General features: G+C 56.8%; 12 protein-coding genes. 3 read left to right on the plus strand and 9 right to left on the minus strand.

The genetic code is table 11. From position 1 onward, the window contains the following. Nucleotides 1-240 precede the first annotated feature (240 nt). The 6 genes from AB4Y89_RS18210 to AB4Y89_RS18235 all read right to left on the minus strand — a co-directional run bounded on the left by AB4Y89_RS18210 (nucleotide 241) and on the right by AB4Y89_RS18235 (nucleotide 11160). Complete coding sequence (locus AB4Y89_RS18210; RefSeq protein ID WP_442302362.1) at nucleotides 241-4260, minus strand: right-handed parallel beta-helix repeat-containing protein; 4020 nt, start codon at nucleotides 4258-4260, stop codon at nucleotides 241-243. Between the two features lie 699 nt (nucleotides 4261-4959). Continuing rightward, nucleotides 4960-5952: an NAD(P)-dependent oxidoreductase gene (locus AB4Y89_RS18215; protein WP_442302363.1), complete on the minus strand. Its 993-nt coding sequence runs from the start codon at nucleotides 5950-5952 to the stop codon at nucleotides 4960-4962. Between the two features lie 13 nt (nucleotides 5953-5965). After that, nucleotides 5966-6973, minus strand: coding sequence for an AraD1 family protein (gene araD1 / locus AB4Y89_RS18220; RefSeq protein WP_442302364.1), 1008 nt, complete (start codon nucleotides 6971-6973; stop codon nucleotides 5966-5968). A gap of 3 nt (nucleotides 6974-6976) precedes the next feature. Further along, nucleotides 6977-8149 carry an L-rhamnonate dehydratase gene (locus tag AB4Y89_RS18225; RefSeq protein ID WP_442302365.1) on the minus strand — a complete coding sequence of 391 codons (1173 nt, stop codon included), beginning with the start codon at nucleotides 8147-8149 and terminating at the stop codon, nucleotides 6977-6979. Next, nucleotides 8146-9429 carry an MFS transporter gene (locus AB4Y89_RS18230; protein ID WP_442302366.1) on the minus strand — a complete coding sequence of 428 codons (1284 nt, stop codon included), beginning with the start codon at nucleotides 9427-9429 and terminating at the stop codon, nucleotides 8146-8148. Before AB4Y89_RS18230 ends, AB4Y89_RS18225 begins: the two co-directional genes overlap by 4 nt. Nucleotides 9430-9441: 12 nt before the next feature. Continuing rightward, nucleotides 9442-11160 (minus strand): GH39 family glycosyl hydrolase, encoded by a 1719-nt coding sequence (locus AB4Y89_RS18235; RefSeq protein ID WP_442302367.1) that lies wholly within the window; start codon nucleotides 11158-11160, stop codon nucleotides 9442-9444. A gap of 90 nt (nucleotides 11161-11250) precedes the next feature. Between AB4Y89_RS18235 and AB4Y89_RS18240 the strand changes: the two genes are divergently transcribed. Continuing rightward, a complete protein-coding gene (locus AB4Y89_RS18240) occupies nucleotides 11251-12114 on the plus strand; it encodes a FadR/GntR family transcriptional regulator (protein ID WP_442302368.1) in 864 nt (287 codons plus the stop codon). Nucleotides 12115-12172: 58 nt separating this feature from the next. Here the strand turns inward: AB4Y89_RS18240 and AB4Y89_RS18245 are convergent, their stop codons facing one another. Next, complete coding sequence (locus tag AB4Y89_RS18245) at nucleotides 12173-15358, minus strand: carboxypeptidase regulatory-like domain-containing protein (protein WP_442302369.1); 3186 nt, start codon at nucleotides 15356-15358, stop codon at nucleotides 12173-12175. Nucleotides 15359-15858: 500 nt separating this feature from the next. On the opposite strand from AB4Y89_RS18245, the gene AB4Y89_RS18250 reads away from it, so the two are divergent. After that, nucleotides 15859-17757, plus strand: coding sequence for an alpha-L-arabinofuranosidase C-terminal domain-containing protein (locus AB4Y89_RS18250; RefSeq protein ID WP_442302370.1), 1899 nt, complete (start codon nucleotides 15859-15861; stop codon nucleotides 17755-17757). 9 nt (nucleotides 17758-17766) lie between these two features. On the opposite strand, the gene AB4Y89_RS18255 is transcribed toward AB4Y89_RS18250, so the two are convergent. Further along, on the minus strand, nucleotides 17767-19197 hold the full coding sequence (locus AB4Y89_RS18255; RefSeq protein ID WP_442302422.1) for a pyridoxal phosphate-dependent decarboxylase family protein: 1431 nt from the start codon (nucleotides 19195-19197) through the stop codon (nucleotides 17767-17769). A gap of 111 nt (nucleotides 19198-19308) precedes the next feature. Here AB4Y89_RS18255 and AB4Y89_RS18260 point away from each other — a divergent pair, with 111 nt between their 5' ends. Next, on the plus strand, nucleotides 19309-19890 hold the full coding sequence (locus AB4Y89_RS18260; protein WP_442302371.1) for a CGNR zinc finger domain-containing protein: 582 nt from the start codon (nucleotides 19309-19311) through the stop codon (nucleotides 19888-19890). Between the two features lie 164 nt (nucleotides 19891-20054). Here the strand turns inward: AB4Y89_RS18260 and AB4Y89_RS18265 are convergent, their stop codons facing one another. Further along, entirely contained in the window at nucleotides 20055-21980 is a 1926-nt protein-coding gene (locus AB4Y89_RS18265; protein ID WP_442302372.1) for an alpha-L-fucosidase, read from the minus strand. Between the last annotated feature and the right edge of the window lie 128 nt (nucleotides 21981-22108).

The following is a 22108-nucleotide window of genomic DNA, read 5'->3' on the forward strand; positions in this document are numbered from 1 at the left end:
CTGTACGTCGGGGCGCCCAATGCTCAGCAGTCGGCGACGAGGCTGCCCTGTTGGGAAGAGGCAACAGATATAACATCTGTTTGTAAAACAAGTTGCGATTTTTTTTAAAAGTTATCCAAGTCTTTTCTGTCGCGTGCCGCACACATCAAACTACGCACAATTCTCTATTCCCTCGTTCAAAATGCAGAAAGGCCCTGCCGGGTTACCGGCAGGGCCCTTCTAGCTATCGCACGTACCAGGTTAGAACTGCGCAATCACCCAGGTCGATGCTCCGCCGGCGTCAATGCCCCATCCCGTCTGACCACTTTCAAATCCGGGATTTGACAAGACATTTGTTCCTCCAGCAACCCCCATAAAGCAGTCGTCGGCGATCAGCGTCCCGACGCCCGAATAGGAGTCCTTGAGCTGGAACCTCAAGCTGGTATAGCTTCCCGTGCTGAATGCCGGAGTTGAGCACTGTGTCCATGTGGAAGTCGCCGTGCATTTCACACTAGCCAGGTTGGTGGAGTTGTACATTGCATCCAGTTCCACCGAACCCGATCCCTTGATCCACACGCTGGCTACATAGGTTTGATTGGCTGCCACCGATATCTGCTGATGCGTAGAGGTCCAGTTTGGGCTGGACGGCACTGCAACCTGCAGGCACCAGAGTCCCGTCCGGCAATTACCGCTTCCCGAATAGGCGCCAATGCTGAGAGGTGTTGTAAGCGGATTTTGATAGTAATCCACCCCGCCGTTGTTAGAGACAGCCACAGCTGCCCCTGCTGCTGGAGAGCCCGGCTGCAACGCATATCCTGCAGGGCATGGCTGCGGACCGTTCGCCAGCGAAGCCGTCCAGGTGCATGTGCCGCCATTACCGGCGCTGTTGAGCAGAGGGTCACCATATACCGGACTTGATTCGCTGCCAGAAGAGGCCCACGAAGATGCAGTGGTATAAGTTATTCCATTCCATATCCACTGTGGATTGTTGGGAGTGTAGTAGAGATTATTGCTGAACGTGAGCCCGCTGATCGTATTCACGTCACGGAGAAACTCCACATTGTTGGCGGAGTTTGGATTCGCCATATAGCAGATGTTGTTCTCAATCATCGATCCCGATGCAAATGTGCCGGAACCGTTCCACATCGGCAGATAGAAACACGCACTTGGATCTGTCGAGATAGACGATTGTGCAATGTTGTTGAGGAAGGTATTGCCGTAGACATACACGGGATTCGGTGCAGGATTCGGCGTCAGGCCAAAGAGCCCGCCGATACCTCGCACCAGGTCATCGTTCTCAGAGATGTTGTAGCGGAATGTATTTGGTCCCCATGTGGTGCCGCTGGGGTTGCCATCATACCCCAGTATTCCAGCGCCGCCATTGTGATGGGTGTAGTTATATTGAACGGTCGAGTTGGTTGTGCCTCCATCAAGATCGATGCCGTCCCAATCGCAGCCTGTCGTAAACGCAGGCAACGGCTGCACGTTGTAGACCTCGTTGTACTGGATGAAGATATTGTTCGCGTTGTAGGTCTCGATGCCGCTCGTTCCACCACACGTGGTAACGTTTGCCCCAACATCATGGATAAGGTTGTATTGAATAACCGCACCGTTCACACCATTGGCGTTTAAGCCGGCATAAGGGGCGGGACTTCCCAGGTTGTAAACGGTGTTGCCCTGCATTAGCACGTTGGTAATATTGCGCCCATATCCCCAGCCGGCCACTCCAGCCCCATCCGTAGATGTCGGATCTGCTCCGTGGAGAGTATTGTTCAGGATCTGGATATTGTTGAGGGGACCATTGTTCCCATTCAGGGCATAGCCAAGGATCCAGATCTCTCCTCCGCTCTGCCCGCCGGTCGTTGCAAATCCCGACACCTCGGAATTTTTGACGGTGATTCCCTGGGTCGCCCAACTGACGGAACTGTTCTGCAACAGGATGCCCCAGTTCGTACTCGCTCCATTCACGACCTTCAAAGTATCCACGGTGAATCCATTGATGTTGTCCCCGATAATCGCAGCGGTGTTCTTCCCGGAGCAACTCGACGAGGACTGAATGGTAGCCACTCCTCCGCCATAGGAGGTCACGGTAAAGGGATTCTGTACCGAGGAGGTCGGCACGATGGTTCTGGTAAAGACCAGGCATCCAACGAAGGTCTGGCCTCCCTCGAAGGAAACAGTACTTCCTTCCGGATAAGTAAAGCTATTCACCTTAGCAATCGTCTGCCATGGGGTTGATGACGTTGTGCCGTCATTGCTTTCGTTCCCATTCGGAGAGACATAGTACTGCAGTTGCTGCTGACTGAAGGTCGCCGCGAATGCCTCGTTCGATGGGCTTGAAGTACCGGCCCCGTTCACTGCCTGCACGACGTAGTAATAGGTCGTGGCATGCGTTAGACCAGTATCGGTATAGGGAGAACCAGCAATTCCCTGCGCGACGAGGTTCGACGGGGACGGAGTGAATCCGCTCGTCAGGCTGCGATAGATGTTGTAGCTCCACGCATTCGTGGATGGAGACCATGTCAGACTTACCTTGCTCACGGATGTCGGCGTCGCCGTCAGACCCGTCGGCGTTCCCGGAGGTGTGGTGCTTCCGCCGCCGCCCCCTCCGCCTGTGCCAGAGTAGGCGCCGATACTCGGCGGGCTGGTCAAGGCACTTTGGTAGTAGTCCACGCCGCCGTTGCCTGTGATGGCAGCTCCCGTCCCCAATCCGGGAGAACCGGACTGAAGTGCATAGGCCGAGGGACACGGTTGTGGTCCATTGCCCAGAAGAGGAGACCAGCTGCAAGTTCCGCCGTTACCACCGCTGCTGAACAGAGGGTTACCGTACGCCGGACTCGTTTCCAAACCAGTCGCCGTCCATGCGGCGAGCGTGGTGTAAGACGTCCCGCCCCAACGCCAGGTTGGCGTGGTTCCCGCATAATACAGATTGTTCTGAAGCGTCATCCCACTCTGGCTATATGGGTTGTAATAAAAGTTCCCGCTTCTGCCGTACTGGTCATGGTTATTCATGTAGCAGATGTTGTCTGCAATCAGAGAGCCGCTTGCCCAGGTTCCACCACCATTCCCAAAGTTGAAACAGGCGCTGGAGGTCGACTTCGTATTCTGCGAGATGTTGCTGAAGAACGTATTGCCATAGATGGAGAGCGCATTCGCCGGCACATTTGGCACCACATCAAACAGAGCCCCCTGTGCCTTAGCCCAGTCGTCGTCCTCTGAGATGTTGTAGCGATAGACATTCGGCCCCCAGGTGTACCCACTTGGCTTGGAGGTGTAGGCGAGAAATCCGCTGCCGGCGTTGTGATGCGTGTAGTTGTACTCAACCAGAGAGTTGGTGGTGCCACCGTCCAGGTCAATTCCATCCCAGTCGCACCCTTTGGTAAAGCTCGGCGACGGTTGAATGTTATAGACCTCGTTATAGCGAATCGTGATGTTATTCGAAGTATAGACTTCGATACCGGAGGTTCCACCGCACGAGGTCACATTGGCGCCAATGTCATGCAGAATGTTGTACTGGATCAGGCCTCCGTTCCATCCATCGGCGCCGATGCCTGCCCACGTAGCCGCGGCCACCATGCCATTGTTGTAGATGGTGTTTCCTTGAACCAGGACGTTCGTGACGTTCTTTCCGTAGCCCCATCCATTGACGCCACCGCCATCGGCGGAAGTCACCGTGGCGCCATGCAGTGAATTATTCAGGATCTGAATGTTGTTCAGTGGACCATTGTTGCCGTTCAGGGCGTATCCAATGATCCAGATCTCTCCACCGTTCGCACTTCCGCTTACCGGCCCGAACCCAGTCACTTCAGAGTTTTCAATCACGATGGTCTGGGTCGGCGAATTCGAGGTCTGGTTTTCCAACAGGATCCCATAGATGGTGCTGCTTCCATTCACCACCTTCAACCCGTTGAAGTAGAAACCGCTGACGTTATCGACCGTGACCGCGGCGCCGGTTGTTCCGGAGCAGTTCGATTGAATCGTCGCAACACCTGCACCATAGGAGTTCACGGTAAATGGCGTCGAAGCTGACGACGCAGGGACATTCGCCGTATTGAAGACCAGACATCCCGTAAAGGTCTGCCCTCCCTGAAACGAAACCGAGCTTCCCTGCGGGAAGACAAAGCTGTTGACCTTGCTGATCGACTGCCAGGGGGTAGCGGTCGAGGTCCCATTATTGCTGTCACTGCCATTCGGCGAAACATAGTATGTTTGCGCTGCCAGGGATGACACAAAAATCATCATCATCGCCGCAAGCCAAAAGACCTGCATGGGCCTTTTCATAAGCTCCTCCAGAAATAAACTTCGATGGTGCTATTGCTGTATCGCGGGCGATCCGAACGCCGCCAAAGGTGCAGGGGCGCAGGAAGCCGCAGACGGGAGGTCAGGAAGTCTTCGGTGCGCTTCCTTGTATGTTCCGTTGGGGTGGATCTGGGATGTGATCTGGTTCAAATAAGACAGCGAGGGTCTATCAGCCGTCTGGCGATTGAGCATTTTTCCTGTCGGTATAGTGCAGGGCTTGTGCATCTATGGGCGTTTTCCTCAATGAAAACGCCACTGCACGCTCCTCTCGGAACACCCAGCAACAGGAAAAATGCTCTAATGCCGTTTGCAGGCTGCGTACATCTTGGGGCTGGAAACAAAAGAGGGCCAGAGGGGTGGAGGTACATCTCGAAAGATGCTTCATGGGTAGCCTTGTCGGAAGTCCAGTTTTCAAAACCAGTGTGGAGACGAGGCTAAACCTCCTCATTCTCCGCATGGCTGAGAACTATCGTTCCTGAGTCCTGCCCACGGGAAGTTCCAAGCTGTTACATAACGTAACAGCTCAGTATTCCCCGAAATCCAGCCATTGTTTCAGGAAGACAGGTCGCATCGTTTGCTTTAGACAAACGTTTGTGTTTGCGCCTTGGTAGTATCATACCCTCCTGTAAGGACATCGAATCACCCGCCAGGAGAAGCGTTTCACCTTGCTTTAAAGCTGTTCTATCCCTTACCGTTGCGGAACTGTTCCACGACGGAGGACATGTCCTGTTCTCCGTAGCCCAATTCTTTCGCTCTCTCCAGGAGGTCCAGCGTGCTGCCCGCCGTGTGGAGAGGAATGCCGGTCTCCTGGGCGTCTTTCTGCGCATACCGGACGTCCTTGCCCAGAAGCCGGAGTAGAAAATTGACCTGGTAGTCGCGTTTCATCATGCGTTGAGACATTCCCTTCAGCAGCGGACTTCCGGGAGCACCGGTACACAACGCATCCAGAGAAAGGTGCATATCCAGCCCGGCGCGCTCCATCCATCCAACCGCCTCCGCCAGGGAGGCGAGCTGCACCGCACACAGGAAGTTGTTGACTAACTTCAGGCGGCTTCCGCTGCCTGAAGGACCTACATGGACGATCTTCTTTCCCATAGCCTCCAGTACCGGCCTAGTCGCCTCAAGCTGCGCCGCAGGCCCACCTACGAGAAAGGTGAGCTCTCCTCCCGCGGCCTGCAGTCTGCTGCCGGTCACAGGAGCGTCCAGCAGGACGCACCCTTTCTCCTGCCCTGCATGACACAGTTCCTGCACCCAGCCCGGAGTCACCGTACCGCACTCCACCAGAATGGCGCCGGCGGACACCGATGCGAGCGCACCCTCGTCGCCCATCCAAACCATTCGCGACGCCTGGTCGTCAGCCAGCATGGAGATCACGACCTCCGCCTCGCGAGCAGCCTCAGCCGGGGAAGCAGCTACAACAGCGCCGGCCTCCCGAAGAGTTTCGGCTTTGGCAGCCGTACGGTTATAGACCGCCAGTGAGAATGCCGCATCCAGCAGGCGCTTTCCCATACCGGCGCCCATCGTCCCCAAACCCAGCAAAGCAATCTTCTTCATGCCATTCTCCTGGTATCGGCTAGAGCATTTTCCCTGCAGGTGTAGTGTAGGGCTTCCGTATCTATGGGCGTTTTCCGCAATGAAAACGCCGCTGCACTCCCCTTCCGGGATACCCAGCAACAGGGAAAATGCTCTAGGCGAGTGAGTGCACAGTGATCAAGCGATCACGCTGCGGCGTTGCCACTCGTAGTGGATTTCGCAACGGCCGCCCGAAGCCCTCGAACGCAACCCGCATCCAGTCGCCATCTACCAGACTAACGTTGTTGCTGAAGCTGAGCGCGGCGGCGCCAAGGAAGTGCACGTGCAGGTCGCCCGGAATACGATGGTTTTCAAACTTGAAATGATGATGTTCCAGATTCTGGAGGCTGTGACACATCGCCTCTTCCCCCGTCTCGATCGCCGCAGACCAGAGCTCTTTGCCCTCTCTCTCGATCGAAACCCTGCCGGGTACCTGTTTGAAATCGTCGGTAACCACCAGTTCCGGCCCCAGGGCACAGGACCGCAGCTTCGAGCCGGCAAGGTTCAGGTAGTTCTTCTTCTCAAAAACATGATCTGAAAATTCATTACCCGCGGCAAACCCCAGCCTTTGCGGCATGCCCTCATCGTCAATGAAGTAGATACCGGCGACCTCGGCTTCTTCACCACCGTCCTCGGCATAAAACGGCACATCGAGCGGTTGAAGATGAGCACGCACCATCGTGCCGGTTCCTTTGTAGAACCACTCCGGAGCAATGCCGACCTTTCCTTTTCCGGGGTTCCCTTCCTGCAGGCCCCACTGAAACATGCGCATGCTGTCTGTCATCGCCTCAGCCTGCATCGCATGCATGGCCTGGCGCGATGCGGCGCTGCCCAGGTGCGTAAGACCAGTTCCGGAAACGATGCAGCGCGACGGATTCCCCGGCACATCCACCGGTGGCAGCAGACGCCACTCCGACTGCCCTGAGTAGATCGGTTCATACCGTAACGTCGCGTCCACATCCAGCGCTTCGGCATACGCCGCGAGTGGCTGTCGTACGCGAACACAATCACGCGCCAGATCGTATACGGATGACACGTTGCTGAGGCACATCAGTCCGTCGCCATCGACACGTGCGACCCGGCGCTGAACCCCGTTTGTGAGCTGAACCAGATGAAGAGCCATCGTTTATCCAATCACGTGGAACTGCCGTAGTGAATCTTCGTTGACCGTCAGACCGAGTCCCGGCTTACTCTCATCCAGATTGATATGACCATCTGTCGGAACTGGCTCGCCATCGAAGATGTACCAGAACAGCTCGTTTCCTACCTCAACATCGACCTTGGGGAAGAACTCGGCGATCGGCGAGTTCAGGCTCGCCATCACGACATGATAGTTATGCATCTGTCCTGCATGCGGCACGACCGGAATCTGGAATGATTCCGCCAGGGCCGAGATTTTCCGGGCCTGGCTGATGCCGCCCACGCGATTCGTGTCGAACTGAATGTAGTCGAGGGCGTTATTCTCAAGCAGCTCACGGAAGCCGAAGATGGTGAACTCGTGCTCGCCGCCCGCGATCGGGACCCGGCCATACGCTTTTAATTCCTTATATCCGCGGGTGTCATCTGGGATGACAGGCTCTTCCAGCCAGCGCAGATGAAATGGCTCCAACAGCGGCAGCATTCGCTTGGCGTAGTCCAGTGTCCATCCCATGTAAGCATCGGCCATGATATCGACACCGTCGCCGACCACCTCTCTTACCGTGCGAATGAGTTCCAGGTTCTTCTGCATGCCCTCCGCGCCATCCAGCGGACCCCAACCAAAGCGAAGCTTCATCGCCTTGTAGCCCTCATTCTTATAGCGCTGTGCTTCAGCACGTAGTTCAGGAATCGGCATCGCATAAAGGCGGCTGGCATAGACGGGAATCCGGTCTTTGGTGCGTCCGCCCAGCAGACGGAAGACCGGTTGCTTTGCATCTTTGCCCAACAGGTCCCAGAGCGCGATATCTACCGCCGAGATCGCCGTCAGCGCTACCCCCTTGCGCCCAAAAGCCAGCGTCCGCCGATACATCTGCTGCCAGAGGAACTCAACATCCCAGGGATCGGCTCCGATCAACAAGGGTTTCAGATAGGTATCGATCAGAGTCTTGGTCACCTGCGGCGACAGCGCCGCGTTGCCAAGTCCTACGAGACCGTTGTCCGTAAAGATCTCTACCAGCACCCACCCATGAAAAGCGAAGTTACCCATCGATGCCTGCCGAAAGCTGACCAGGTCCATGGGGTTGGTGCAGAAATGCGGGGGCAACGGAACCGTCTCACCTTCCCATTGCACAACACGTGTACGGACTTCAGTGATCTTCATGCGAGGCTCTCTATCTCCCGGAGGTCTTTTGAACGAAGTGGTTGAATCCTGCCTCCCAGCCATGCCAGAGCCAGGAAGCCGATCAGGTGGAAGGTACCGACAAGAAAAAATAACGCCGTATAGCTGAAGCCGTGCTGCAACATACGACCCGCAATTATGCCGAAGATCGCTCCGCCCATCGATCCGCCGAAGCCAACCAATCCGGCGACAGTCCCGACCGCCGAAAGCGGAAAGACATCTGCGGGAATAGTCATGATCAATCCCGACCATGACTGCTGCGAGAAGAAGGCGAGGCTGAAGAGGAAGATCGCTGCGCTTACCGGAACGAAGGGCACCAGCATCACCACTGGCATGGTCGCCGCATTGATGCCAAGCACCAGCTTGCGCGAGAAGTTGAGTGAGCGCCCGCGTCGTAACAGCTGAGCGGAAAAGTATCCGCCCAGAAAGCTGCCCACACCTGACGCAGCATAAGGAATCCATGCGTAATAACTGACGTGTTTTATATCAAAGCCACGGGCATCATAGAGATATTTCGGCAACCAGAAGAGCAGGAAAAACCATGCCGAATCGCTCATGAACTTAGCGAAGACCAGCACCTGGACGCTACGCACGCCTACGATCTCACGCAGCGACAACTTCTCCGCGAGCAGGCGAGCATCCTGCGTACTCATCGTCAAGGTTGCGGGATTATTGCGGTAACTCAGTGTCCACCAGAGCGTCCACGCCATACCGATAGCCCCGGCGACAAAGAAGACGGAACGCCACCCGGTATTGAGGATGAGGGCTCCGATCAACGGCGGCGCCAATACGGAGCCGAAGGCCGTGCCGGCATTGATCAGTCCCATCGCCGTCGAACGCTGCTCTCGCGGCATCCACTCCGCCACAACACGGGTTGCAGCCGGAAACGCTCCGCCTTCGCCCATGCCCAACAGGAACCGCATCCCCAATAACCAGGTGAAGTTGCGCGCGAAGCCATGAAGCGCACATGCCAACGACCACCACAGCATGATCAGCAGGAATCCGCGCCGCGTACCGATGCGATCCAGAAGCCGTCCCCCGGCGACATACATCACCGCATATGCGAGTAGAAATGCTGTCTGCAGATAGGAAAACTGCTGCTCTGATATCGGTATCACATGCTGGATGGCGGCAATCGCTACCGAAATCGTCTGCCGATCGAAGTAGCTGACGGCGATGGCCGCCGTCACCAGTACGATGTAGTACCAGCGCGTCTCCAGCAGACGGTTGCGCTCACCCCGCATGGTCGTGGCCATCGTCATCGCCCTTTACCTTTACCAGCTCACCTGCAGTAGAGAGATGGACTCGCGCGGCAGCTCCGTGCTGACCTTGATCTGTCCGTTCACCACATCCATCCAGACAGGTGAATCGAGAAGCTGCAGGCCTGCCTTATTCACCAACTCGGCATATTGCTCCGAGGTCGGATGCTGCGGCGATCCCATCGCCTTCCACACAGTGTATGCATTGCTGTGATTGGCATCGATGCGGAAGTGTTTGACCAGCACGCGCTTCGCCGTCACCGGAAGTCCGGTAATAGAAACGCTGGTCGGTGCCGCGGCAGCCGGCTCATCGGCATCATGATAGTTCCACAGCAGCACATCGGCACGACGCGTTCCGGTCGTGGCCATTGCATCGACATCGGCGGCTTCCCGCACACCACTCGCCACCAGGTTCTCCAGCGGTACCTTTCCGTCACTCGACGTCGCCACTCGAGTGGGCCCCATCAGGGCAAGCATGCGGAAGAGATTGAGAACGGGCTTGTTGACTCCATTCGAAGAGAGCGAACGGAAGCCCTCGAAGTATTCCCGGTCTTCAAACTCAAACGACCAGCTCAGCATCGAGATCAGGTTGACCTTGTGCTTGTCCTGCAGCTCGAAGAGCGCCTTGTAGGCCGCTGCTGTATATGCGGGATAGAGCGTGCCGTTGCGATAGTTGTTGGCTGGGTTGACCTTGCTGGAGCACGCCGCGCATCCCTCCGGATCCGCCTCGCTTAGAATGATCGGCAGGTTCTTGAACTTAACAAACGAGGCGATCGTCGCAAACCCGCGGTCCGCATCCTTCAGCTCCCGATCAATGCCCATCTGTACGTGACCATTGGTAATGGTGGGCTGCCCTTTCACGTGGAAGGAGATAAAGTCCAAAGGCACCACGCCACCCGTTGCCGCGCTCTTACCCGTGTTCACATGCTCCAGGAAGTTCTGTAGAAACTTCTGCGCCTTGTCCGAACGCGGGCTGGTCGTCGCAGGGCCACCTACCCTGGCGCCGGGCAGTGCAGACCGCACACCAGCAACCGCATAGTCATACAACTTCCAGTAGTCCTCGGGGGTGGCGTGCCAGTAGTCGATGTCGGGCTCGTTCCACACCTCGAAATACCACTGGAGAACCGTCTCACGGCCGTAGCGCTCGACCAGATGGGCGGTCAGCACACGCACCAGCTCGCCCCACTTCTTGTAGTCCTTCGGAGGATTGTTGGATGCTCCGGAGATGGCGCTCTTCGGATAATGGACCTGATATTCCTTCCGGTCCGGAAGCGTCGCTGCCAGATCCTTCGGCATAAAGCCGAGTTCCACCATCGGCCGCACACCGGCCGCTTTGTACTCGTCGAAGATGCCGTCGATGATCTTGAAGTCATAAACTGGCTTCCCGTTGGCGTCTTCACTGTAGATGTTGGTCGAGCTCCACTTCAGCTCCGCTACTCCATTTCCAGAGGTCAACAGGTGATGCGCGCGAATGTAGACCGGCACCGGACTAAGGTCACGCAGCTCCCGCAGTAGTTTCTTCCCATCGCGCATGGTGGTGTAGTTGCCCTCGTCATAGCCAAACCAGCTATAGATCGGCTTATTGGGCGCAACCGGCTTGGATAGATCCACAGAAATGGCAACCGGCTTTTCACTCGACGCCGGCAACGGCGCGGGAACCGTACCCTGAGCACTCACGACACCGGCAGACGCCGCCAACACAAAAGCCACCTGGCTGAGTTTGTTGAGCTGCATTACATCCCCTTCATGCGAGGTATTCGAATGCGCCAAAGGTAGTACCATTAGAGAATTCCTGTCAAGCTCTTTCCCGGTCTTCGCAGAAGAATGCTTGCTGCTCCGGGATTCTTCGTGCACCATTACGACATGCGTGGACGCGGTAAAACGAGATTGTCTCTGATGACGCCCGGGGGCAAGGACAAAGGAGATGTCACTCATCTTCTGATCCTTCGTTTTCAGCAAATGCTGAGCGACGGATTGCTCTCGCCGGGGTCGAAGCTGCCTTCTGAACGTGAACTCGCGCTGCACTTCGGTGTTGCACGGTCGTCTCTTCGACAAGCACTTAAAGTCCTGGAGATCATGGGCGTCATCCAACAGAAAGTCGGAGACGGCAGCTACCTGAATCCCGACGCTTCTTCCGTATTGGCCGTACCGATGGAGTTTCTCTTCCTGCTGGACGACATCTCCTGGCAGGAGCTGATGGAGATGCGTCTGATCATGGAGCCGGCACTGGCGGCACGCGCCGCCGAGCATGCCAACTCGGCCGATATCGCGCTCCTCAAGCAATCTCTCGATGACTTCGAAAACAGCAAGGGCGACCACTTTCAAATGGTCGCTTCGGACCTGTTGTTCCATCGAGCCATCTTCATTGCCTCGGGCAATCGTTTGAGCGAGCGGCTGTTTCACCTTATCCACCGGGCCATGCTCAATGTCATGCTGGTGACATCACAGCTGGTTGAGCTGGAACACACGCTGGCATTTCACAAGCCCATCTTCAACGCGATTAAACAGCGGGATGCGGAGCTGGCACAGAAGCTGATGACGGACCACCTGAACGATGCCAACAATCTCTTGCTCAGGGGCCGCCAGCGCGAGTCGGAACGCGTCCTGCACGAACATCTGCGCACGAAGCGTCCTTCAGAAAAGCCCATCAAGACCGCTGCACCTCGCCGTTTGAAAGCTTCGACCTGACAAAAGTCGTTGTCCACGCGAAGGCCGCCCGCATATATCGCGGGCGGCCTTCTTCGGTTTAGAACCGATACTTCAGTGCGAGTTGAATGCTGCGAGGATTCACCGCAGTCGAGCTGACCTGCCCTCCAGCCGTTGCATCGATAGTCGCATTCGGAGCTGCAAAGCTGGTCGTGTTCGACACATTGAAGAACTCCGCACGGAACGACAGAATGCTTTCGCCGGGAAGGGCGAAGTTCTTGAAGATCGATGCGTCGTATTGACGGAACATGTCACTGCGCTGCGTATTGGCTCTCACATTGCCATAGGTTCCGGTTGGAGCGACCACATAGCGCGAGGTATCAAACCACTTTGTCAGCGATTTCTTAAAGCTCGTCGAACCTCCCGCAGGATTCAGATTCGGTCTCTGGCTCCCAACGCCGGTCTTTGCCACGTCACCCGACACAACCGGTGTAAACGGCGTTCCACTGCGCAGAATGACAATACCCTGCACCTGCCATCCCCCGATGAAGGAGTCAACGAACCCGTTCGCATTGCCCAACATCTTTCTTCCACGGCCGAACGGAAGCTCATACTGTCCGCTCATGGCCAGGTTATGGGGCACGTCATAAGCAGCAAGCGCATACTCGTACGCAGAGTTGCCACCAAGCGCAGAGGCCTGGTTGTACTGCAATGTCTTCGAATAGGTATAAGCAGTAAGCAGGCTAAAGCCGCCATGGAAACGATGCTCGTACTTGGTCTGCAGTGAGTCATAGTGATTGGTGACATCCTGCGTGTTGTACGTGATATTTCCCCATGGCTGATACGGCCGGCGAGACTGTACCGAAGCCGTACCGGTGGTTGGAGCGGGGATGTTGATATCGTTCGTCCCGTTCAGATGGACTCCGCGATTGCCCACATAGCCGATCTCCAGGACATCGTGGTTCGAAAACTGCCGCTGAATATTCAGGCTGTAGTGGATGTTTGTTCCCATGTTTAGATAGAGCCGTGTAGGCGACAGGGTGGGATTCGCCGTCGTCGAGCCAAGTTTCGAACCCTGGTAGTAGTCGGCAAGGGTCCTTGGATTCACGGAGTACTGGGTCTGCGCTACCGTCTCCGAGAGGCGGAACGGCAAAGTGTTCAGGTTAACTCGGCCGCTGGTTCCCTCCGGCTCGTAGAACATTCCGAATCCACCACGGATCACGGTCTTGTTATCCAGGGAATAGGCGAGCCCGATTCTCGGGCCGAACTGGGTCTTGTCCGTATAGGTTGCATTCTTCGGAAGCTTTGCCTGTGCCGTGGTCTGGATGTACTGGCCGAAGAACTGATAGGCCGTAGGGGCTGCAGGCTGCGCCGTCAGGTCCGGTGCGGTGCCGTCACCGGAGACAATGATCGGTCTCGACTGAGATGGATCGAAGGTTCCAACCTGGCCTTTGTAGCCATCCAGCCAGGGTGTGTACTCATAGCGAAGGCCGAGGTTCAGCGTCAGCCGTCCCAGGCGGACGTCGTCCTGCACATAGAACTGCTTCGACCAGACCCGCCCTCCGAAGTTGATCGCGGGGAAGGCGCGGCTTCCAGTATTCGGCAGGCCCAGCAGAAAGTCTGCATAGGCGTCTCCGCTGGCGCTTCCGCTGAAACCGAAAGAGCCGGCGTAGATCTGGCTGTCATAGCCTAGCCACTGGTAGTAGCGGACCAGCGTGCCCATCTTGATGGATTGCTTTCCCTTCAAGATGGTGAAGTTATCGCTGATCTCCCATGCCTTGCGATCCTGCGACTTCGGACGCTGGTCGAAGGTCGATCCCTGGATGGAGGAATATCCACTGAAACTGTAGTCAGGGAATGAGCTCTTTCCATCCCTCAGCGTCTCACTTAACCCGGTGACGCCAAACTTTGCGTTGAAGTCCGGCCCCTGCAAAAACGCCTGCAGCCGCACATGGCTGGGCAGGAAGTGCGAGCGAATCTCGTTCACCATCGTCGACCCGAAATTCGTGATCAGCCCCGCCGCAATATCCTGTCCGATCGAGGTCAGATTGGCTGTCCCCAGCGCGGGCGCATTGTTCGGATCGACCTCATGGTTCGTCACATATACCCAGCGCGCAAAGAGACGGTTCTTCGCCGTCACTTGATGATCAAGCCGCACGATGTACTGATCGAAGTCGATTGCCTGCGAGGGTACGGCGGCAAAGGTTCCCGAAGAGGTGTTCTGCCGCGGGATGTACTGCTGAATGGCCAATGCCTGGGACGAAAGACGGTTCGTGGGAATCGTATTGCTTGTAAACGGCAGTCCAGTCTGCGGATCCCGAATCGTCTTCGAGCCGAAGTTCCCGGAGCGTTGCGCATCGGAGGGAACAATCATGTTGACCACCAGGCCGTTGCGCAGCCGCTGCCCTTCATAGTTGACGAAGAAGAAGGTGCGATCCCGGCCACTGTAAAACTTCGGGATGAAGAGAGGCCCGCCAAGCGAGGCTCCGAACTGATTGCGCTTCAGGATTGCCCGGGTAGGAGAAAAGAAGTTACGTGCATCGAGCTTCTCGTTTCTCAGGAACTCAAACAATCCACCATGGAAACGATTGGTTCCGGATTTCACCGTTGCGTTGAAGAAGGCGCCGCCACGGTTATATTCAGCGGAGTACGGGCTCTGCTGCACAGAAAACTCCTGCAGCGCATCAATGGATGTTTGAATGAAGGTTCCGCCCTGGTGCTGTTCGCTCACATCGTTGCCATCCAGTAGAAACGAGGTAGCGCTGCCGCGGATTCCGCTGATAACGTTTCCGTTCACAACCTCCGGACGGATGGCAAGCGAATTCCCTGTAGGCGGCAACAGCGCCGCTCCCGGAGTCAGAGATGCCAAACGATAGAATCCTCGCCCGTTGATCGGAAGCTCCGTCAACTGCTTATTCGTGATCACCTGTCCGACTGTTGCACTGTCCGTGCTCAACAGCGGAGCAGTGGTGCTCACCTCAATCGTCTCGCTGGTTGAGCCGATCTTAAGACTGAAGTCCTGGCGAACGATCTGCGCGACCTGCACCTCAATCCGTTGGGTCACCGCCCCTTCAAAACCCTGTGCAGCGACCTTTACCGTGTAGTTGCCAGCCACAACCGACGTAATCACGTAGTCGCCGTTCTCGTCGGTCTTTGCCGTCTGCGTGATGTTGGTATCGAGATTCGTGGCGCTGATAGCGGCGTTGACCACAGCACTTCCCTGCGGATCGGCTACATGGCCAACGAAGCGCCCCTGATCTACCTGCCCTAGTGCGGATACAGCCATGAAGAGAGATGCAAACGCGGCGCTTCCTAGCGACCTGGCAATTTTTTTGAGCAGCATATAGCGAACCATCACTTCCCCCCGATGCGAGGTACAGGCTTTCAAATCCGCCTCCCTCAAAATCGGGACAAAAGGTACTACCTTTGAAGAAAAGGTGTCAACGGGAGTTTTCGAAGCGGGCCTTTTGTCAGCCGGGAACAAGGAGCTCTTAGCCAATCATCCACAGTTCACCTGCGACTCTGGATGGATAAAACCCAAGGATTTTCGCGGATCGCAGCCCTCTGCTCCAGCCACGGCAGGCGGGTTCCATTTTTTCGTTCGTAGATACGAGCCCAGCCCTGCAACAGGTGCGAGCGCCTTATCTATTGGTAGGCCCATTCGATGCCAATCCTAGGCAGCCGCAGAAAAGGGTTGCTTGACAAGGCTAATGGCGGCTCGTATCGTCGTCTTTCTAGAAAACGTTTACCCCAAAGATCCACGACCCAAATCTAACGGGAGACAGCATGAACCCCCTCGCCAGGACAGTTCTCACGCCGCTCATCGCCTCCGTGTTTCTTGGTCTCGGTTCCAGCCAGATATCCGCACAGAGCCCAACCCTCAAAGTCGAAACCGACGCAATCCTCTCTCCCGTCAGCCCCACCCTCTATGGCCTGATGACAGAGGAGATCAACTACTCGTATGACGGCGGCCTCTATGCAGAGCTGATTCGCAACCGCACCTTCCAGCACCGGGGCAAAAGCTTCGCCTCCTGGCTGCCGGCCTCTCGCGGCAATGGTGAGGTTGAGATCGACGCGGGGTTGGATGGCCCCGGGGCGGCACTTAGCTCAAGCATGAAAGTGACCATCAAGGTCCATGGCGCCGGCGATGAAGCAGGCGTGGCAAATACCGGTTTCTGGGGGATGGGAGTCAAACCATCCACCACCTACGCCGGCGGACTCTATGCAAAGGCTGAATCCCCCATGAAAGCGCATATTCGCCTGATCGCCGATCAGACAGGTGAAGCTGTTGCGGAGGCCACAGCAGATTTGAGTGGCGCAGCATGGAAGCAATACGAGTTCAAGATGACCTCGAAGTCTGGAATCGCCGCCTCCGCACAGCATCACCTTGAGATTCTGTTCGACCAACCCGGCACAGTCTCATTGCAGCTGGTTTCGGTGATGGGCCCGACGTATCACAATCGCGCCAATGGAAACCGTCCCGACCTGATGGAGCTCATGGCCGCAATGAAGCCAAACTTTCTGCGGCTTCCCGGTGGGAACTATCTTGAAGGCGACACTATCAAGGAGCGCTTCAACTGGAAGGAGACCATCGGCCCTCTCGTCGATCGTCCTACGCACCGAAGCCCATGGAACTACACCTCATCCGACGGCCTGGGCCTGCTCGAGTTTCTAGAGTGGTGTGAAGACCTGAAGATCGAGCCCGTACTGGCCGTCTACGCCGGCTACTCCCTCAAAGGAGAACACGTCACCGGAAAGGACCTCGAGCCATTCATCCAGGATGCTCTCGACGAGATCGAGTACGTCACCGGCGACACCAGCACCAAGTGGGGCGCGGTCCGGGCAAAGAACGGCCATCCCGCGGCCTTCCCGCTGCACTACATCGAGATCGGCAACGAAGATTACTTCGATAAATCCGGTTCCTATGACGAACGCTTCCAGGCCTTCGCAAAGGCGATCCGTGCCAAATACCCCCAATACAAACTGATCTCAACGGCGCCCAACACCAAGGGAGATCCTGATGTGCAGGACGACCATTACTACAGGAATCCGGAGGAGATGTTCCTCCTGGTCCACAAATACGACGACGCGGACCGCAAGGGCCCGAAGATCTTCGTGGGAGAGTGGGCCACGCGCACTGGATCCCCAACACCCGACTTCGGCGCCGCGCTCGGAGACGCCGCCTTCATGGCGGGCATGGAACGAAATAGCGACCTGATCGTCATGGCCGCATATGCCCCGCTGATGGTCAACGTCAATCCAGGCGGTATGCAATGGTCGTCTGACCTGATCGGCTACGATGCCATACGCTCCTATGGATCACCTTCGTACTATGCCCAGGTCCTCTTCGCAAACCATTTGGGCGACCACACGGTGAAGACCACAGCGAGCGGGGAGAACCCACGCTTCTTCTGGTCGGCCACCGTTTCCACTGCGGAAAAAGTCCTCCACCTCAAACTGGTTAACGGATCGAGCTCGGCTCAACCGCTTACGCTCGAGATTCCCAATGCCGCGTCAGGCAGCGCTACGGTCTATACCCTGCACGGAGCCAGCCGCTGGATCACAAACACCATCGAACACCCTGACGTCATCAAGCCGGTGAAGTCGAGTGCGACCTGGAAGCCACAACTCTCTCACGACGTGCCTGCAAACACGATTGAGGTCATTGATATTCCGTTGAAGTAAGACCCGGAGTTACAACATCCTGCAGGTCTCTCGTTCATAGGCCTGCAGGATGGCTGCGATACTCATCCGCACATCCTCCTCAGTCGTTGCCCAGGACGAAACACTGATCCTCATCGCCTTCTGTCCTTTCCAGACCGTCCCTCCACACCAGCAAACGCCATCGCGCTGCACCTTGTCGATCACCCGTTCTGTCACTTCGTCAGAGCCGAAAGAAACCATCACCTGGTTCAGGACCACATCGTTCAGAACCCGAAGTCCTCCCTTGCGCAGGCCTTCTGCAAACGCTTCGGCATGGCTACAGGTACGTTCGATCTGTGCGGCGATGCCCTTTCTGCCAAGATTGCGCAAGGCGGCCCACAACTCCACCGCACGTGCGCGGCGGGAAGACTCCGGACACCACTGCATCGGCTCCCGTTTAGATAGCGGCCCATAGTAGGCCGCGGAGATCGCCATCGCTCTCCGCAGCGCCTCTTTGTCGCGGACAATTGCGATGCCGCAGTCCTGCGGCGTGTTGAGCCATTTATGGCCGTCGGTCGCCCATGAATCCGCCTGCTCCAGACCGTGCGCAAGATGACTTCGCTTCGGCGTAGCTTTCGCCCAGAGCCCGAACGCTCCGTCAACATGAACCCATGCGCCAGTTGCCTTTGCAATCTCACAGACCTCCGCAATGGAATCGCAGGCCCCCGAGTTGACATTCCCAAGCTGTGCGCAGATCACTGCTGGCCCTTCGATCCGCGGGATCAGCGAAGCACGCATCCTACCTTGGTTGTCCACTGGCACTCGATGGACGCGCTCCCGGCCAAAACCCAGCAGGGCAAGCGCCTTCAGCATGGTGGCATGCACTTCCTCGCCCACAATCACCGCGATGGGCGGCGCGCCGAACATGCCATCGCCTTCTACGTCCCATCCAACGCCTTGAAGCAACGCGTGCCGGGCCGCGGCAAGCGCCGTCACATCGGCCATCTGCGTTCCCGTTACCAGCGCTCCACCTGAATCCACAGGCAACTCAAAAAGATCGATCAGCCATGCGAGTACCACTTCTTCGAGATAGGCCGAGACAGGAGACAGCTCACAAAGACACGCATTCTGGTCCCATGCATCCGCCAGCCAGTGCGCGGCAACCGTTACCGGAATGGACCCGCCGATCACTCCACCGAAAAAGCGGCCACCCATCACCGCCATCGTGGCCGGCGAACCGGCTTCATCCAGCAGACGCAGCACCGCTTCCGCCGCCTGCCCCTCTTCCGGCATCTCACCTCCCAACACATGCATTGCCTGAAACGCTGCTTCGGGAATACCGACATGACGGTCATTGATCGTTGAGAGGTATGTCTGGGCATATGCCGCAGCCTGCACCAGAAGCGGAGCATACGGATTTCCACGTGGCTGTTTCGCGGCATCCCCAACAGTAAAAGCCGATAAGAACGACGTATCACCCATAACCGTCAAAATAGCACACACCGGTTACTATCGATACCCTCTTTTCAGAGGTACGATATCTTCGTGCAGGCACCGGGTTCAGAGAAAAAATCAGGACATGTCCCTTTCCAGATGGTCGGCGGACATCCGATCCTCGATTTCGTGAATACGCTTGACTGGCGCTTTCGGCCGTCGGGAGCGGAAGAACTGATCAAAGACTATGGAGATCTTCTGCGGTTTACCGCCCAGTGCGGCTTGTTGAACCGCTCGGAGGTCTCCCGCATCCGCGCAAATGGGACTCCAGGCGCAGGACAGCAAGTGTTGACCGCAAGCAGAAGGTTACGAGAGACGCTCGCAGCCATCCTCTACGACATTCTGGACCTGCAATCTCCTGCGGCGGCAGCCGTTGCCACCCTGCACGCCTATGTGGCGTCCGCCCAGCGCGAACGGGAACTGGGGCGGCAGGAGAACCGTTTGGTATGGATGTGGAGCCCAAAATCGGCAGATGCAATAGAGCTCCCACTCTGGAAGCTCTCCGTCGAAGCTGTAACGCTGCTGACGTCCAATCACATGAGCACGCTCAAAGCATGCAGCAACCAGGAGTGCCGCTGGCTGTTTCTCGATATCAGTAAGAACCGCTCAAGACGATGGTGCGACATGAAGCTGTGCGGCAACCGGCTGAAAGCGAAAAGATTCAGGGAGAAAAAGGAATAGAGCATTTTCCCTGTCGGTGTAGAGTAGGGCTTCCGTATCTATGGGCGTTTTCCGCAATGGAAACGCCGCTGCACTTCCCTTCCGGGCTACCCAGCAACAGGGAAATGCTCTAGCCTGGTCATCACAGCCCCGCAAGGCTCTGCAACGACCAGGCCCGGTTTCTTCTACTTCACCGGCTTCAGATTCAACTCAAAGAAATGCACGGGTTCCGCAGACCCTTCCGCGGTAACGGTGATGTCCTGCAGGTTTCCTGATGCGATCTCAAATGTTCCGGCATTTGCGGTCTTGATCTGCTTCGGACCGGGGGTCGCTTCCATGGGAACGGTCAGAACATGGTCGCCCATCTTGACCACGAACTTTTCTCCTGTGGGATTGGAGCCCTTCGGGGTCGAGTACTTCACCTCAACCTCATACCGCCGCGGCTTGTCCGAACGGACGTTCCAGGTCAGAGAGTTCCCCGCTTTCTCCAGCCCATCCACGAAGTACTGTGCGGTCTTACCGTCGCCGTAGACAAAGCCATTTCCATGCGAGGCAGCATCGAAGCCCAGAAGCCGGTTCGGCCCTGACGTCGCCTGCAGTAGCCGTCCCATCTGCCCACGAACAGGACCATCGGTCTTGAGCACGATTACGGTATCGACCGGGTCCGGAGCTGTTGCCGGAACATGCACCAGCAGGTCGTTTCCTTCCACCGCGGTCTTCAAGGAATGCTTTGCGCTATCGCTCAGCAGATAGGCCTCCGTCACCTTGCAGGTTAGCCCTCCAACCACAAGCTTTCCGTCGGACGGCCAGTTCATGACGTGCAGGTACAAGGTATTTCCTTTAACGGTGGAATCCCCCCAAGCCTGCCGGTCCAAGGGAGTCCTTTCCGTACCGTGAATGCTTTCTCCATTCACCGCCATCCACTTTCCGATACCAGCCAGGATCTCCGCGTCCGGCCGGTCGATGGTTCCGTCTCCCTTCGGTCCGATGTTCAACAGAATGTTGCCGCCCTTTGCGGAGGTCTTCGCCAGCAATTGGATGAAGTACGGTACCGGCTTATGAACCGGGTCCAGCTTGTCGTAACCGTACGACTCGTTCGTTGTCGGAATTGCCTCCCAGTCTCCCGGAGTCGGCCGCAATTCCTCAGGACGATCGGCCGTGTCCAGGTAGTCTCCGAGATTCACGCCTTTGGTCCGTGCGGCGCGTCCGTTGATCACCACATTGGGATCAGCCTCGCGGACCGCCTTCACAATCCTCGCCTGCTCGTAGAAAGGCAGCTTGCTGGGGGTATCGAACCAGAGGATGTCCGGGTGATATCTGGCAATGAGCTCTTTCAGTTGGGGAATCGCTTTTCCATCGATGTACTTATCAACTTTGGCAACCAGCTCCGGATGGGCGTTGTACCAGTTGAGCCCACCAAAGAGTCCCTTATCGCCGGCGGGATTCGTATAGTCCCAGTCGTTCCCTGGAGCATTGGGGTCTTCCCAATCGAAGGCATGCGAGTAATAGAAGCCGACGTGCAGACCTTCTGCCCGGGCAGCATCCACAAGCTCTTTCAAAGGATCACGCTGGAAGTGCGCAACATCGCGGATGTTGTACTTGTTCACCTCCGAAGGCCAGATCGCGAACCCGTCGTGGTGCTTCGACGTGATGATGACATACCGCATACCGGCGGCCTTCATCTGCCGTACCCACGATTTTGCGTCGTATGCATCCGGATGGAATCTGGCCGCAACTTCGTTTTTGTAGGTCTCAACCGGAATGCGGTTCACCCGCATGATGTGCTCTGCATATCCAGGGTTCGGACGGTCCTTCCACTCTCCCCCCAGAACGGAGTAGGCGCCCCAGTGGACAAAGCAGCCAAAGCGGGCCTCCCTCCACCATTCCAGCCGCTGCTCCCTCGTCTCCAGCGAGGCTGCATACCAGCCTGAAGTCGCATCTTTGACGGCGGCGGCATCCTTAGGAGCGGCATCGCCGACCTTCATCGGCTCATTGCCTGTATCCAGTTGCCGCTGCGCTTCATCCGGCGTCATGTGCTGCGCGTACCCCACAGCATGCAGCGCCAGAACCATGGCGGACGAACAGCAGACGGACCGGACAAAACCTCGCATACCCATAGCACCTCGAACGCGGAACATCATGCGCACACACAACTCCTTACTCTTCTGAGCGCACACAGCCTATCACGCCATAATTTCACTTGTGAAATATATTTTTCACAGGAGGATTGACGGGCAAT

This window comes from Terriglobus sp. 2YAB30_2 (genome assembly GCF_052114765.1).
Lineage (GTDB): Bacteria > Acidobacteriota > Terriglobia > Terriglobales > Acidobacteriaceae > Terriglobus.